Consider the following 15,971-nt stretch of genomic DNA (forward strand, 5'->3'; position numbering starts at 1 on the left):
ATCGAACAAAATCGCCCGAATCAAGGGGAAATCGTAGTCAAGATTCTTAGTATGAGACCTTTAAGCGGGAGCCTTCGAATATAATTTGCTGATTTGTGACAGAAAATGAACGATTGACTTCCATATAGTGGTCGCGAGGCTTGGCGACCCCGTGTGAAATGGAGCACAAGTAGCTGATTGTTTCAATCTTTACGACTCGGTGATAGGCCAGGCGCCGTCGACAACAGCTTCAGGCTTCGTCTTGCGTAAGTATTTCTGGAAACTTTCGGCCTGTTCTTTCGCCCAACCTATCTGCCAGCCATGCAGCACCATCGGATCTACTTGCAACTGCGGATAGCGTTCGCCCAGCTGGCGAGCGACCTCGACGCAGGCAATTGCATCAGCCAACGAAGTGTGCGCATTTTCGAGGACTACACCGTAGAACTCGCAAGCCGCAGCTAGGGTGCGCTTCCCCTTGCGGAACTTGTCAACCTGCTTATCGATGATGAATGGATCGATCACATTGCCCGGGAAGAAGGGCTCAAGGTCGTAGCGAACGGCTTCGCTGTAGAGCACGGAGAAATCATACGAAGCATTAAAGGCAACAATTGGCGCTTGCTCCGAGGCGAACTTTAACAAGTTCAAGATCTCTTGAACGGACTGTTTCGCCGGGGCGCCTTCGGCCCGAGCTTTCTCGGTGGAGATCCCGTGAACTGCGGCCGCAGCCTCTGGGATCTCGACCCCGGGGTTTACCAGCCACTCGCGGTTGTTCACCACGTTGCCATCAGCATCCAGCAAGACAACCGATGCCGTAACGATGCGCGCCGTATTGGTATCAACACCAGTGGTTTCCAAATCAAAGCCAATTGCCAGGCCCTTATGCCATTCAGTCATGGATATAACGCTACAGCCAAGGCAGGACAGGACGGCCCTGTGAATTGCGTGTTGTGGAGTACTGCAAGCTAATTGGCAGAATAGGACTATGACATCTGACGCAGCCGAAAAGCCCCTGGACTACTCCGGGGCGGTGCATCGCCTCGCAGCACTCGTCCCGGCAGGTGCGGTGCTCAGTTACAAGGACGTGGCAGAACTTCTCGGAAGCGGGGGAGCACGCCAAGCGGGCAAGGCGATGGCAAGCGCGCCGGATGGGACGCCGTGGTGGCGGATCATCCGCTCCAACGGTTCCATGGCCGACGCCCTTGCCGAAACAGCAGAACGGCACTGGATCGCCGAAGAACTGGCAGCCCCGGGCAGGCACGTGAACATGAACAGATACCGCTGGAACCCCAGCGACTTGGCGTGGGAAAAAATTGACGCGCTGCGTACGGCGCTGGGCAACCCCAAAATGTCCGAGATAGATGATCAACTATGAGTATGGAAGAGACCCGAAGCCAGCCCCGCGAAGATGCCACCGCGGTTCTTGGCCAATTGCATTCGGTGAAAAGCCCTGTCCTGGTCACCGGGGCGCCCGGTACGGGCAAGACCCATCTGCTCATCGACACCGCCGTTGCGCATCTGGACGCAGGGCTTGATCCGCAGTCCCTGCTTATCATCGGACCAACTCGACTGACTGCTGCCTCGATCCGTGATGAACTCAGCCGCCGAGCAGATCGGACTTTCACCGAACCCGTGGTTCGCACCTGGTCGGCCTACGCCTTTGATTTGATTCGCCGTGCCCGCGTTGAAGGACTCTTGCCCCAGCTTGAACGCGTTCCCCGCTTGCTCTCCGGTCCGGAACAGGACACCCTCATCGGCCACCTGCTGGAAGGCCATGCCGAAGGCCTCACCGAAGGACCGCAGTGGCCAAGCGAACTGGCCCTGGCAGTAGAGACCCGCGGCTTCCGCAAGGAAATCCGCGAGTTCTTTGACCGTGTTTCAGAGCTCGGATTGGAACCTGCCGACATCGCTGACCTCGGCCAGCAAGCCAACCGTCCCGAATGGCACGCGGCGGCGCTGTTCTACCAGGAATACCGCGACCTGCTGGACCTGGGCAGCGCCGAAGCATTCGACCCGGCAGGGCTGATTACTCGGGCGGCACAAATTCTGGACGACAATGAAGCGTTCCTGCACGCAGAACAAGACCGTTTGGACTTGATCCTCGTGGATGACCTGCAAGAAGCCACCCTGTCGCAGCACCGGCTCCTGGCGCTGCTCGGCAAGGACCGCGCCATGGTCGCTTTTGCGGCACCCGACAGCGTCGTTCAGGGATTCCGCGGTGCCCGCACCGATGAATTGCATCGTTTCGCACAAAATTACGCGAGCACCGGCGACGCGACCTGCCTCGAACTGACCCGCGGCTATCGCATGTCTGAACAGATCACCGAGGCATGGAAACGGATCGTCAGCCGCGTACCGCTGGCCGCAGGCTTGCGCGGGCGGACCATTGAGCCGTTGAACGTGCCGGAACATGAACAATGCCAGGCGCTGGTATTTGAGAATTCCACCTTGGAAGAACGTTACATCGCACAGCGGATAGTGCATCTGAACCTTTACGAAAACCGCAGCCTCGCTGAAATTGCGATTGTGGTGCGCAACGGCTCACAGGTGCGCTCCTTCAGCCGCTTTCTTGAAGGCCAGGGAATCGGCGTGCAGGTGCCACCGGCTGAGATTCCATTGAAAGATGAAGGCGCGGTCCGTCCGCTGCTAGACCTGTTGAACTTGGCCTTCAGCGATTCTGTCACCGACGACCCGCTCCTGATGCAGAACCTGCTGCTTTCGCGCTACGGGATGAGCACCGCTTTGGAAATCCGCCGGATCCGCCAGCTCTTGCGCCAGCAGGAAGCCGCAGCCGGAGGACGCCGCTCCAGCCAAGAGCTGCTTGAATCCTGCCTGCGTGAACCGGCAATGGCCGAGAATTTGGGCAAGCCGGGTTACGGGTTGAACCGCCTGTTGAAGATGTACGCCGCGCTTCAAGACGAACTGGCCAGCGGAACCGCTACCCCGGAAACAGCGCTCTGGGTGATGTGGGAAGCCTCGGGCCGGGCCAAAGCCTGGCGCGAAGAGGCCTTGGGCGCCGGTACTGCGGCCCGCCGCGCCGATCATGACCTGGATGCTGTCCTGTCGCTTTTCCAAGCCGCAGAACGTTTCGTGGATCAGCTTCCCGGCGCCAGCGTGCAGCAGTTCATCGAGCACATCTTGCACCAGGATTTGCCCATGGACTCCTTGGCAACCCGTGCTGCTGGTGGGCAAACCGTCACTGTGCTCACCACCGCGGCCGCTGCCGGAAAGCAATGGCCTGTAGTGTTCATCCCCGGGCTGCAAGAGGGCTCCTGGCCCAACCTCCGGCTCCGTGGCGAGCTGCTCGGTTCCAACGCACTCGCCGATGCCGCGGAGCATGGCATTGAATTCCTGGCCACCCGAACGCCAACGCATCTGGTACGCCAAATCCGCAACGACGAATTACGTAGCTTCAGCAATGCCGTCTCCCGTGCCGGAGACCAGCTGATCTGTACCGCGGTCGATAACGAAGACAGCCAGCCCTCCTCCTTCCTTGACCTGGTCGAGCCACCGGGGCCAGAAGGCAGGGAACCCACTGAGGTTCCGCGCATCCGTTCGCTTCCGACCTTGGTGGCAGAGCTGCGCAGCACCGCCGAGAGGGCCAAGGCCGCAGGCCTCGGGGCAGTACCGGCGCCGGACGATGTAGAAGCAGATAGCTTGTACCAGGACGCCGCCCACGTGCTTGGGCGCTTGGCGCACGCAGATCGCCCAGTGCGAGGAGCACATCCTAGCTCCTGGTGGGGGTTGCGTGAGCTGACTACCCATGGGCCGGTTATCCCAGAAGACCAGCCCCGGCGGGTGTCACCGTCGAAGGTGGAAACCCTGGTGAAATCGCCGCTGAACTGGTTTGTGCAAAGCGCTGGTGGAACCGCCGCCCGCGATTTCGCGGCCTCCTTGGGTACCCTGATCCACTCCATCGCCGAAGAGCATCCCGATGCAAGCGGAAGCGAATACCAGCGGATCCTGGAGCAACGCTGGCCAGAACTGGAAAAACTGGAGAACTGGGAAGGCCAAAGAGACTTCGACCGCGCCAACAGCATGCTCAAGAAGTTTGCCGCCTACTGCGTCACCATGCGCCAGGAAGGACGCGAACTGGTGGCCCGCGAAATGCCATTCCAGATCGAGGTTCCAGCCCCCGACGGCACGCAAATCCAGCTTCGCGGAATTATCGACCGCGTCGAAGCCGACGCCAATGGCAAGGTGAGGGTCGTGGACCTGAAAACCGGTTCCTCTGCGCCATCCAAGGACGCTACGTTGGAACACCCGCAGCTAGGCGTCTACCAAACCGCAATCCAGCTCGGCGCGTTGCAAGAACACGAGGAAACTGCCGGACTCTCGGATGAGCCAGCCGGCGCATCCTTGGTCTTCGTCGGTACCAGCACCAAGGGCGCCTCGGTCCGTGAACAACCATCAATCGGTGAAGAGGATTGGGCCCGCACGCTCATCTTCGAAGCCGCAGCACTTATGGGAAACAGCGAATTCATCACTCGGCACGTTTCGGGAGCCGCAGGGATCCTCGGCAACTGCACGCTGCCCGAAATCTGCCCTTTGTGCGCCCAAGGACGACAGGTCACCGAACCATGAGCAATATCAGATTCACCCCGGAAGAGCTCTCCGCAGCCCTGGGCGAGCAGTTTCCGCCCACCGCCCAGCAGGCAGAGATTGTCGCTGCGCCGCTCGAACCCATGCTGGTCATCGCCGGCGCCGGTTCGGGCAAGACCAAAACCATGGCGGATAAAGTCGTCTGGCTGGTAGCCAACCAACTGGTCCGGCCGGAAGAAATCCTCGGCGTGACCTTTACCCGCAAGGCAGCGGGCGAGCTTTCCGTGCGTATCCGTGCCAAAATCGCGCAGCTTGTGGCCACCGGCCTGCTCAGCGCAGAAGAAACCCGGGACTTCCTGGACCCTGCGGTATCCACCTACCACTCCTACGCCAACACCCTGGTCCAGGACCATGGGCTCCGGCTTGGCCTTGAAGAAGACAGTGCCTTGTTGGGTGCGGCCCAATCATGGCAGGTGGCCCACTCGGTGCTGGAAAGATACACCGGCAACTACGAGCACCTGAACAGTGCCACCAGCACATTGATTGATGCCATCGTTTCCTTCAGTTCCGAAGCATCCGAGCACCTGGTCACCGCACCAGAAGCCCATCAGTGGATTGATGAACTGGTGGCACGCCTGCGCACCTTGCCGATGGACGCAGAGAAGCCGAAGAAGACTACCCAAGTAGCCCTCAAGCTCATCGACAAGCTGGCGTCACGTGCCACCATTGCCGAGCTGGCTGAAGAGTATGCCCGGGAAAAGAAGCGACTCGGGGTGATGGATTACGGCGACTTGGTGGCCCACGCAGCTCATATCGCCCAAGACGTGCCGGCAGCTGCGCTCGCCGAACGAGCCAGCCACAAGGTGGTGCTGCTTGATGAATTCCAGGACACCTCGCACGCGCAGATGGTGCTCTTCTCGCAACTCTATGGTCAAGGCCATCCGGTCACCGCCGTGGGCGACCCTAACCAGTCCATTTATGGATTCCGCGGGGCCAGTGCCGGACAGCTGTTCCGATTCCCGGAAGTCTTCCCGATTGTCCGGGACACAGGCCGGGAAGTTGCCCACGTAAAGCACCTGACCATCGCATGGCGCAATACCGTCAACGTGCTCGCGGCAGCGAATAGCATCACCGCCGGCGGGCCGCAGCATCAAGGCCCGGTCTCGGTCAAGCCGCTGGATTCTTCGGCGCATGCCAAGCCCGGTCGTGTGGTGCTCAACCGTTGCGCGACGGTTCGCGAAGAAGCAGAAGCCATTGCTGAGATGATTGTTGCCGAGAATCGGTCATCCTCCGAGCCGAAAACCAGCGCGGTGCTCTCGCGAAATCGTACCCAGTTGAGCATCATGGGCGAGGTGCTCGCTGAACGGGGCATCAAATACCAGCTCGTGGGGCTATCCGGATTGCTGAGCACCCCCGAGCTCACCGACCTGGTCTCGTACCTGCACGTGCTGGTTGACCCGCTGCGCTCCGATAAGCTCATGCGCTTATTGGCCGGAGCACGCTGGCGATTGGGCGCCGCAGACCTGATGGCTTTCGCCGATTGGTCCCGCCAGCTGGAACGGCGACGAGCCCGTGGCCTGCAGCCAAACCCGGCAGAAGGCGTAGACGCGCAGAGCCCCGAAGAAGAAGCGACTGAAGCGGCCCGCGCCGAACTCAATGATGCCGCCAGCCTCGTTGAAGCACTGGACTTCCTGCCCAAGGAAGGATGGACCAGCAATGACGGCAGGACCATAAGCGCAGCGGGCTACGAGCGCCTGGTGGCCCTGCGCGATGAACTCGCGGGCTTGCGGCTGCTGGCCAACGATGACCTGGAAACGCTGATTCGCGAGACCGAACGCGCCATGAATCTCGACATCGAGGTCGCTTCCCGTCCGTGGATATCTCGCGACAAGGCACGGGCGAACCTCGATGCCTTTGCCGATGTGGTGCGCGAATACTGCCGCAATGCGCCACGCGTTGAACTGGCCGGCTTCTTGATGTGGCTGGAACAGGCAGCCGAAAAGGAAAAGGGACTTCCGCTGCCCAGCGAAGATGCTGATCCGGCGGCAGTTCAATTGCTGACGGTTCATGCTTCCAAGGGATTGGAATGGGACATCGTGGCGGTGATGACCCTGAACGACGGGGTGTTCCCGGGTTCCAAGTCTGACCGGTGGACCAGCGGCGATAAGGCGCTGCCCTGGGAAATCCGTGGCGACGCCCGCGACCTGCCCCAATGGGACACCGAGCAGCCGGCCTTGAAGGAGCTGCTGGAAGCCGAATCGATCTTCAAGGACCAGGTTGAGGACCACCATATTGCCGAAGAACGTCGACTGGCCTATGTCGCGGTGACCCGCGCCAAATCATTGCTGATTTGCAGCAGCAGTGTCTGGACGAGCACCCGTACCAAGCCAACCGCGCCATCAGAATTCTTCACCTGCCTGCTTCCGCTGACCGAAGGCGAAGAATCGCAAGCGGAAATCGCGGTTTGGGTGAAGGACGAGGAGGCTCCGGAACAAAATCCGAGCACTTTGACACCCCTTGAAGCGCTGTGGCCCTACGATCCATTGGAAGGCCCCGTCGTCACGGGGGGCGTGCAAAGGACTCCATACCCGTATTCACGCCGCAACGTCATTGCGGATGTGGCGAAGGACCTCGAATCCGTTTCAGCAGACCATGAGCCGCTGACCAGCTTCGGGCAGCTGTGGGCTGAGGAAGCGGAGAAACTTCTCGGCCAGCGCGAGTTCTTGGCGGGCCGTGAACGCAGCATCGAGGCACCAGAGCACGTGCGTGCGTCATTGTTTGTCGAGCTGGCCGAAGACCCGGTTGGAGTACTGGAGAACCTTCGGCGTCCGGTGCCGCGTCGACCGGGGCTGGCTGCACGGCGCGGTACCGCGTTCCATGCCTGGATTGAAGAGTTCTACGAGAAGACTTCAATGCTGGATCTGGGAGACCTGCAGGAGCCAGCAGATGGCTACCTTGATGAGGCGCTGGACCTTGAATCCATGAAGGACGCGTTCCTATCCAGCGAATGGTCCAAGCAGCAGCCGGCCTATGTCGAGGTGCCATTGGAGACCCGTGTGGGTCCGGTGGCTGTGCGTGGCCGCATTGATGCCGTCTTCCAGATGGATGACGGTACCTGGCTGATGCTGGACTGGAAAACCGGTCGAGTTCCTAGCGGGAAGGATTTGAAGAGCAAGCTAGTCCAGCTCGCGGTGTATCGTTTGGGCTGGTCACGCCTGCACGGTATCCCCCTAGAGGAGATCAAGGCCGCCTTCTACTATGTGGCGGCGGGAATTACGATCCACGCGGAGTATCTCTCCGATGAACAAGAACTGGAACAGATGATCAGCAGCGCGTTTGAACAGCTCGAGGGCTAGCTGCTCGGGCCGCCAAGAAGCCTTTACTTCTCGGTGTCCTCAACGGGCTTGTCATTGTTTTCAGCAGGCTCAGCTGCGCTGATTGGACGTGCGGAAGTCGACTCAGCTTCCGCAGCATCAGTATCCTGGCCGGCGTCCTTGGGCGCGGGCTCTGCCTTCGTGGGAGCACTGCCCATGGCATCAGCCTGAACAGCATCAGTGGCTGGCTGGTCTCCGGTTTCCTCTGGTGCCGGCTGGGCCTTTGGCACTGCACTTTGGGGCGTTGCCGACTTCGGTGGTTCCGCAGCCAGGGGAGTGACCTTGTCGATGTTGATGCTTGGCGCGGCGACGGCGGCAGGCTTTTCTGGAGCCTTCCGGGCCGGCGCTTCTGGTTGGGGAGCCAAAGGACGTGGCGCTTCCACTACCGACAATGGCTGGCCACCGTATTCGGAGATGTTCTGATCCAATTCACGCAGCATCTCTTCGGCCTCGGCGATGCGTTCGTAGTCCTTGGAATCCAAAGACTTCACCAGCCACTGCGCCAAAGCGAATTCGGCGGCCAGCGCGGCACGGCGCATGATGTGCGGATCCGCAGCTTTGCCACGAGCCTCGACATAAGCGGTGAACACGCGCTCGCTGAAGCTCTGGTCTTCGATGGCCGAAAGCCAAGCGAAGTCATCGGCGGGATCGCCGACATGCAAATCGGTCCAGCCCTTAACTGCAGTGATGCTGGAATGCGAAATCTGCAGCTGCTCTTCATCGAAGTCACCGTGAACTACTGCAGCGTTGAACCGCCACAGCGCCACGTCCTCCATGGCGTGTTCCCAACGGCGCAGCAAACGGCTTGGTACCTTGCCCGTGGCTGCGGCGGTATCCAGTTCGTTGAGTTTGCGCTGGCGAATTTCATCGGCAGTGTAGGTCGGCAGGCCTGCCACCTCGACAGCTTCATCGGGGATCTGGTGGATGGCAGCCATGCACTGGCCCAGTGCCTTTGCCAGATTGCTGCCTACGTCAACCAGTTCATCGAGGCTCGGAACGTGTCCGGGCATGTCCTTGTAGACGAAGGTGCGCAGTGGGCCCTGGCGCACGGTACCGGCTACGGCAGGCAACGAAAAGGGCAGTGCAGCGCGGACCTTGGCGGAGAAAGCGCGCAAGGCAGAGAGCTCTGCTTCCAGACGCATGCTTGCCTCGTCATGCCGAGGTGAACGAACGCGCCAGCGATGCTTGAGTGCGTCGACGATCAATGCTGAGTCAAAATCTTCTGCATCGTCGGACAGCGCCGCGAAGCCAACCGGAGTCAATCCGGGGACGGCGGCGGTGGCGATTGCGGCGAGTTCCATGGCAGTGCGTTTCACAAGTTCCACCGTATGCGAGAATCCCTTTTGTATCGTTGAATGACGCACGGAATATGGCGGGATTCACCGGCAACATTCAGAGTTGCGACGAATCTCATTCATCAACGGCTATCCACAATGAGAATGCATCAGGATTCTGGAGCGCTACGTGCATTAGGTTAGAGGTATGGCTCTGGCAGAAACTTATCGAACACCACTTACCGGACTGCACTTTGGGCAGTCTCTGATTGAGCGACCACTGACCGAAAAGCAAGATCCGATGCTTTTGCCTGGCCTGTTTAAACAGCGAAGCACCAAGGTGCTGCTGATCAGTGGTGGTGGCGCGGCAACTGCCGGCTCTGATCTCTTTTTCCTTGACGGCACGGAATATCTTGCGAAAGACTCCGAGCGCCAGGTGTATTTGGGGCGTGCATCAGGCACCGAGTACGTCTTGGCTATCGTTGACGCAGACGACTATGCCTCCAGCGGCATTGAGCGCTGGACGACGCTACGTGAAGGCTTCACCCTGCTCAATGAACTGCATGCGGAACTTTTTGTTGAAGCGCAGGCAATCGCCAACTGGATCCTTTCGGAGAAGTTCTGCCCACGATGCGGATCGCCGGTTACGGCAGCCACGTTCGGCTGGGGCCAGCGTTGCGTGAATAATGGCCACGAGCTTTTTCCGCGCACCGACCCGGCAATCATTGCCTCGGTGATCGACAGCCAAGATCGATTGCTGCTGGGATCCAACGCCACCTTCAAGCACCGGATGTACTCGGTGCTTGCAGGATTCGTCGAAGCAGGGGAGTCCCTGGAGTCTGCCGTGCGCCGCGAAATCTTTGAAGAATCCGGCGTGCATATTGGTGATGTTGCCTACCGTGGTTCCCAGCCCTGGCCAATGCCGCGATCGCTGATGCTCGGTTTCGCTGCTGAAGCCTTGAGCGAAGAACTGGTTCCCGATGGTGCAGAAATCATGGATCTTCGCTGGTTCACACGAGCCGAACTGCGGGAAGCTCTGGAATCAGGAACAATAGACATACCGCGCGGAGTCTCGATAGCCCACGCATTGATCCGTACCTGGTACGGCGAACCCCTTCCGGAGGCCCTGAGCAAGTGACCGAATACGACAATCCGCCAGCAGTCGATTTGCTAGCGGGACTGGATGCTGAACAGCGGCAAGCAGCTGAAACCCTCAGCGGTCCACTGTGTATTCTGGCGGGTGCAGGAACCGGCAAGACCAGAGCCATTACCCACCGGATTGCCCACGGCGTGCATACCGGTATCTACAATCCCACCAGCGTGCTCGCGCTGACTTTCACCACGCGTGCAGCCGCGGAGATGCGTACCCGCTTGCGTCAGCTCGGTGCACCCAGCGTTCAGACACGTACCTTCCATGCAGCGGCCTTGCGCCAGCTGCAGTACTTCTGGCCGCAGGCCGTTGGCGGAACCCTGCCGAACTTGGTGGAACACAAGGCCCCGTTAATTGCGGAAGCCGCGCGTCGCCTGCGCATTTCCAGCGACCGCGCCATGGTCCGTGATCTGGCCGCGGAAATCGAATGGGCCAAGGTGTCCATGCACACCCCGGAAAGCTACGCCAAGATCGCGTCTTCCCGCGAACTGCCAAACGGTCTCGAAGCAGTCAGCATGGCCCGCATCTTCCAGACCTACGAAGAGCTCAAAGATGACCGCGGAGTTATCGACTTCGAAGACGTACTGCTGCTGACCATTGCGATTCTTGAAGACAATGAAAAAGTCGCAGCTAGTGTACGCCAGCAGTACCGCCACTTTGTCGTAGACGAGTACCAGGACGTTTCGCCGTTGCAGCAACGGCTCTTGGATCTCTGGCTTGGCCAGCGCAACGAGCTGTGCGTGGTGGGTGATGCCTCCCAGACCATTTATTCGTTCACCGGTGCACGCCCAGACTTCTTGCTGAACTTCGGCGCGCGCTTCCCGGAGGCAAAAGTGGTGAAGCTGGTACGCGACTACCGCTCCACTCCTGAAGTCGTAAACCTGGCGAATAAGGTGCTGGCCAATCGGCGCATTGAATCCCAGGTCCCAGACCGTAACGTCACCTGGCCCGAGCCACTGGAACTCATCGCGCAACGCGAACACGGTCCGGCCCCTGAATTCTTTGAAGCGACAGATGACGAAAATGAAGCTGAGGAAGTCGCCCAGCGCATTAAGCAGTTGCTCAAAAACGGGCAAGACATCTCCGAAATTGCCATCTTGTACCGCACCAACGGGCAGTCCCAGGCCTTTGAACAAGCACTGACGGCGTATTCCATCCCCTATGTAATGCGTGGAGCCGAGCGATTCTTCTCCCGGCGCGAAGTCAAGGAAGGGATGCTCGCCTTGCGGGCAGGATTGAGTGTTGCCGCGGATACTCCGGTCGCGCAGATGGTGCGCGATGTGCTTTCCTCGCACGGCTACTCGGTGAACGCCCCAAGCGGTGGCACCGGTGCTGTGCGCCAGCGGTGGGAATCGATGTCTGCACTGGTACGCCTGGCCGATGAAGTCGTTGCACTCAAAAAAGAACAAGGCATTGATGCCACATTGCACGATGTGGTCAAGGAATTGGAAGACCGCGCAGCGATCCAGCACGCACCAACACTTGATGGCGTCACCTTGGCCTCGTTCCATGCAGCCAAGGGTTTGGAATGGGACGCTGTATTCCTTGTTGGATTGAACGAAGGCTTGGTCCCGATCTCCTATGCCAAGGACCAAGCGGGCTTCGATGAAGAACGGCGCCTGCTGTACGTGGGTATTACCCGCGCGCGGAAGCACCTGTACCTGTCCTGGTCGCTGGCCAGAACCCCGGGCGGACGTGCGCACCGTTACCCATCGCGATTCCTCGATGGAATCAAATCGGTACGCCAAGCCAGCAGCAGGCAACAAACCACCTACCGCAAGCGCGAACAGAAAATCACGCCGGCAGTCTGCATGACCTGTGGATCGTTCCTGACCAGTGCGAAAGAGCGGAAGCTCAAGCGTTGCGCCTCGTGCCCCGCAGCTTACGATGAGGCGTTATTTGAGAACTTGCGTGAATGGCGATCGGAGATTGCCCAATCCAATGCGATCCCGGCATTCGTCATCTTCACCGATGCGACCCTGATGTCCATCGCGGAGCACCAGCCGGATTCGATCCAGGGATTGTCAAAGATTTCAGGGGTGGGACGAAGCAAGCTTGAACGATATGGCGAGGCGGTTCTTGCGGTCGTAGGCGAGCGCCGCGCATAGGGTTCTCCACAGATTGGTGAACTGGAGCCGAAGCTGTCCAGGCTAGGGCTTAGCTTAAAGTGATGACTTAGAGGGCGGATGGGACGATTCGTGGCCACTGCCGTAGATGAGGAAAGGGGCGAGGTGCAATGCCAGCTTTTCCAAATACCGTCGATTTCGTAGCGCCAGATGAGATTCCAGTGCGGATCCTCCGTTCGGCCAAACGCAAGAAGACCATTTCCTCCCAGTGGCGCGATAACCGGCTGATTATTCAGGTTCCTGCAGCGCTGGACGAAAAAACGGAACGCGCCTTCGTCGATGAGATGATCACGAAGTATCGCAAGGGACGCCAAGCACGCACCGCGGGGCATACCGATGACGCGTTGGAGAGCCGCGCCGCGTCCCTTGACCAGCAGTACTTTGCCGGCGAAGCCGCGCCGCAATCTGTGCGTTGGGTAGCCAACCAGAATAAGCGTTGGGGCTCGGCTTCGTATCGGCAACGCAGCATCCGCTTATCGGTCACATTGCAGCATATGCCCAACTGGGTGCAGGACTATGTGCTAGTCCATGAGCTGGCGCATTTGGTGGCTCCGCGGGCAGGCCACGGACCTAGGTTCCAAGCTTTGCTGAACCAGTTCGAACGCAGAGCGCAGGCGGATATTTTCCTGGAGGCATTCCATGCAGGCTACAACGCTCACGCAAAGGAATTGGGCAGGGCCGAAGATGAGCTTTCTGGCTTTGGCCATGACGAGGAACAATAATCCAATGCAAGAAGGAGGGATGTGCGCTTGTGCACATCCCTTCTTCGAGGTTTTGACCTAATCAGTTTCTTGGATCCTCCGGTTTCCCGGAGTCATCGCCGCCCTCGGTTTCAGGTTCAACATTGTCGAAGCCACCATCCAATAGTTTGCCCAGCGCCGCGTCAAAGTCATCAAACTCGGTCGCGGCAACTTCACGTCGATGCGTGAAGCCCTTAGGATCGGTCAGGTCTTCCGCGGTAGGCATCAGATCTGGGTGATCCCATACGGCGTCACGGCCATCGATGCCACGTTCATCATGCAGGTGCTCCCATAGGGCAGCCGCTTCGCGCAGCTTACGCGGGCGCAATTCAAGGCCAACCAGGGACGCGAAAGCAGTCTCCGCTGGACCACCAGAAGCACGGCGGCGACGCATCGTTTCGCGCAGGTGACCCGCAAATGGCAGGTTCTGAGCGGCCAAGGAGACCACATGGTCAACCCAGCCCTCGATCAACGCCAACGTCAGCTCAAGGTTTTCAAGAGCCTTTTCCTGAGCGGGGGTGCGCTGCGGGGTGAACAGTCCTTCGCCCAGCATCGACTGCAGAGCTTCGGGGTTGGACGGATCAATACCGCGTACTGCATCTTCAATGCGAGACATGTCGATGTGGATGCCGCGAGCATAGGATTCCACGGCACCAATCAATTTGGAGCTTAGCCATGGTACTCGGTTGAACAACCGCGTATGAGCGTTCTCGCGCAGAATCACATACAGCAGGACTTCCTGCTCAGGGATTTCAAGGCCATCGCCAAACTTGCTGACGTTGGTCGCGATAATGCCTGGAGTGGTCCCTGCCAACGGCAATCCGATATCGGTGCCGCCAAGCACATCAGTTGCCAAGCCGCCCAAGGCAGTGCCCAGTTGCATGCCGAACATGCTTGCTCCGAGATTGCGGAACATGCCATCGGAGTTGCCGAGCATGCCCTTCATCTCTTCGGGGATCTGGTCCTTCATTGCGGTGGTGATTGCGTTGGCTACCGACTCGGCAACAGGTTCGGTGACCTGTTTCCAGGTGGCCAAGGTCATGTCATACCATCGTTTGCGAGTCCACACCTCGGTCGCGTGGCCGTTCGACTCGAACACCGTGGCGTTATCCAGCCACAATTCAGAAAGGTTTGAAGCATCGCTGATGGCGTTGTTGCGCGCGTCAGAAACCGCAGGATCATCGCTGGCGTAGGCCTGCAAAGCGGTGTCGGATGCAAGCTTCCAGTTCACCGGACCGGAAGTGGCGTTATTGCTCATCATCGCGGACATCATGGCCTGAGCTTGCTGCATCATTTTCTGCATCGCAGCCGGATCGCCTTGAGCACCAAGGGCATCGCGAAGCTGCGGCGGGAGGTCATTCGGGTCGAATCCGCCACCGAAGAGCTGACCAAACATTGCAGAAAATGGGTCCTGCGGATTGTTTTCGTCGTCATCGCCGTTAGGGCGGTTGTTCGGGGGGTTCTGTGCCATGCCTTTAAAACTACCGCGAGTAGCTGATAGTTCCCATGAATCTGGGCTTCAGTTCGCTTTCGGCACATCGAATACGCCTTGATGCTGATGCTTTTAAACCCGTGGCTTCAGTAGGCTAAGAGTGGGGATGTCTGCAAGGGCGGATCCGCGTATTTTTTGACAGTTGGCGGGAGCAGGATCAGTGCACGTACGGGAACCACAAGACTCGACTCTGGAGCCAGGCAATTCCAGCCGCGCTCCGCAAGGTTCCAAAACCATGAAACGCACCAGCTCCGGCATCGTTGCGCTGCTCCTGATCGGCGTAATGATGTTTCTCCCCACGAATTTCATGATCCGATCACCTGGCCCAGTGTTCAACACTCTTGGCGAGGACAACGGGCACGATGTGGTCTCCATCAAGGGGGCCCAGTCGTACCCTTCGGAGAGCGTCTTGGATCTGTTGACCATTTACGTCCAGGGCGGCGGGCAGAACCGAATCACCATACCTGTCGTACTCGAAGCACTGATCAACCCGGCCAAGGATCTCGTTCCGGAAGAAACGATCATTTCTCGCGGTGTCTCTTCGGAAGAGAAGAATGAACAAAATGATTTCATGATGACCTCTTCGCAGGACCTGGCTGTGGCAGCGGCTTTGACCGAGCTCGATCAGGGCTTCACCGAATGGCTGACGGTTGCTGAGTTCTCCACCGACACAAATGAAAAGGTGCTTGAGCCAAAGGACCGCCTGCTGGAGTTTGAAGGGGAGAAGATAACCTCGCTGGAGCAGCTGAAGGAAGGACTGAACTCCCACGGTGCAGAACCAGCAACCATGACCGTTGGCCGACCGGATAAGCATGGTGTCTACAGCGATGTAGAAGTCACCGTGCGCACCAAGGAAGCCGACAATGGCGAACGCCAATTGGGCGTCTTCCTGGGCAGCGAATACAAGTTCCCCATCGATGTGAGTTTCGGGTTGGAGAATGTTGGTGGTCCGAGCGCCGGCATGATGTTTGCGTTAGCGATCATTGATCGCCTGACCGAAGGCTCATTGGCGGGGGAGCACCACATCGCGGGCACCGGTGAGATTTCTGCCGATGGCGCGGTAGGTCCGATCGGTGGAATCGCCCAGAAGATGGTGGCGGCGAAGAACGCGGGAGCGACCGTCTTCTTGGCCCCAGCTGATAACTGCGCTGAAGCCATCGGCCGTGTTCCTGCCGGACTGGACGTCATCAAGGTTGCTACCCTCTCGGAAGCTCGCCAGGCCTTGGAGAAGATCGCCGCGGGTGAAGACCCGGCGACTTTCACGACATGCGAATAGATTTAGCCGGGCATCAAGGGA

Annotated in this window: 10 protein-coding genes; 7 read left to right on the forward strand and 3 right to left on the reverse strand. The window is 59.1% G+C overall.

Translation table 11 applies throughout. The features are described from left to right. Positions 1-189: 189 nt before the first annotated feature. Positions 190-873 (reverse strand): 3'-5' exonuclease, encoded by a 684-nt coding sequence (locus tag ACRDT3_RS13225; protein ID WP_431493417.1) that lies wholly within the window; start codon positions 871-873, stop codon positions 190-192. An 88-nt stretch (positions 874-961) separates the two neighbouring features. On the opposite strand from ACRDT3_RS13225, the gene ACRDT3_RS13230 reads away from it, so the two are divergent. The 3 genes from ACRDT3_RS13230 to ACRDT3_RS13240 are packed head-to-tail and all read left to right on the forward strand — an operon-like array spanning position 962 to position 7,874. Then, entirely contained in the window at positions 962-1,351 is a 390-nt protein-coding gene (locus tag ACRDT3_RS13230; protein WP_431493418.1) for an MGMT family protein, read from the forward strand. After that, a complete protein-coding gene (locus ACRDT3_RS13235; protein WP_431493419.1) occupies positions 1,348-4,560 on the forward strand; it encodes an ATP-dependent helicase in 3,213 nt (1,070 codons plus the stop codon). The genes ACRDT3_RS13230 and ACRDT3_RS13235 overlap by 4 nt, the downstream gene beginning before the upstream one ends. Beyond that, positions 4,557-7,874: an ATP-dependent helicase gene (locus ACRDT3_RS13240; protein WP_431493420.1), complete on the forward strand. Its 3,318-nt coding sequence runs from the start codon at positions 4,557-4,559 to the stop codon at positions 7,872-7,874. The genes ACRDT3_RS13235 and ACRDT3_RS13240 overlap by 4 nt, the downstream gene beginning before the upstream one ends. A gap of 23 nt (positions 7,875-7,897) precedes the next feature. Here the strand turns inward: ACRDT3_RS13240 and ACRDT3_RS13245 are convergent, their stop codons facing one another. Further along, on the reverse strand, positions 7,898-9,217 hold the full coding sequence (locus ACRDT3_RS13245; RefSeq protein ID WP_431493421.1) for a phosphotransferase: 1,320 nt from the start codon (positions 9,215-9,217) through the stop codon (positions 7,898-7,900). Between the two features lie 250 nt (positions 9,218-9,467). Here ACRDT3_RS13245 and nudC point away from each other — a divergent pair, with 250 nt between their 5' ends. The 3 genes from nudC to ACRDT3_RS13260 all read left to right on the forward strand — a co-directional run bounded on the left by nudC (position 9,468) and on the right by ACRDT3_RS13260 (position 13,164). Further along, positions 9,468-10,304, forward strand: a complete 837-nt coding sequence (gene nudC / locus ACRDT3_RS13250) for an NAD(+) diphosphatase (protein WP_431493422.1) — start codon at positions 9,468-9,470, stop codon at positions 10,302-10,304. Then, positions 10,301-12,424, forward strand: coding sequence for an ATP-dependent DNA helicase UvrD2 (locus ACRDT3_RS13255; RefSeq protein WP_431493423.1), 2,124 nt, complete (start codon positions 10,301-10,303; stop codon positions 12,422-12,424). Before nudC ends, ACRDT3_RS13255 begins: the two co-directional genes overlap by 4 nt. A 128-nt stretch (positions 12,425-12,552) precedes the next feature. Beyond that, entirely contained in the window at positions 12,553-13,164 is a 612-nt protein-coding gene (locus ACRDT3_RS13260) for a SprT-like domain-containing protein (RefSeq protein WP_431493424.1), read from the forward strand. Positions 13,165-13,225: 61 nt separating this feature from the next. On the opposite strand, the gene ACRDT3_RS13265 is transcribed toward ACRDT3_RS13260, so the two are convergent. Next, positions 13,226-14,653, reverse strand: coding sequence for a zinc-dependent metalloprotease (locus ACRDT3_RS13265; RefSeq protein ID WP_431493425.1), 1,428 nt, complete (start codon positions 14,651-14,653; stop codon positions 13,226-13,228). A 256-nt stretch (positions 14,654-14,909) separates the two neighbouring features. Between ACRDT3_RS13265 and ACRDT3_RS13270 the strand changes: the two genes are divergently transcribed. Continuing rightward, positions 14,910-15,950: a YlbL family protein gene (locus tag ACRDT3_RS13270; RefSeq protein WP_431493426.1), complete on the forward strand. Its 1,041-nt coding sequence runs from the start codon at positions 14,910-14,912 to the stop codon at positions 15,948-15,950. Positions 15,951-15,971 lie beyond the last annotated feature (21 nt).

Source organism: Glutamicibacter sp. (assembly GCF_050701915.1).
In the GTDB taxonomy this organism is placed as follows: Bacteria; Actinomycetota; Actinomycetes; order Actinomycetales; family Micrococcaceae; genus Glutamicibacter.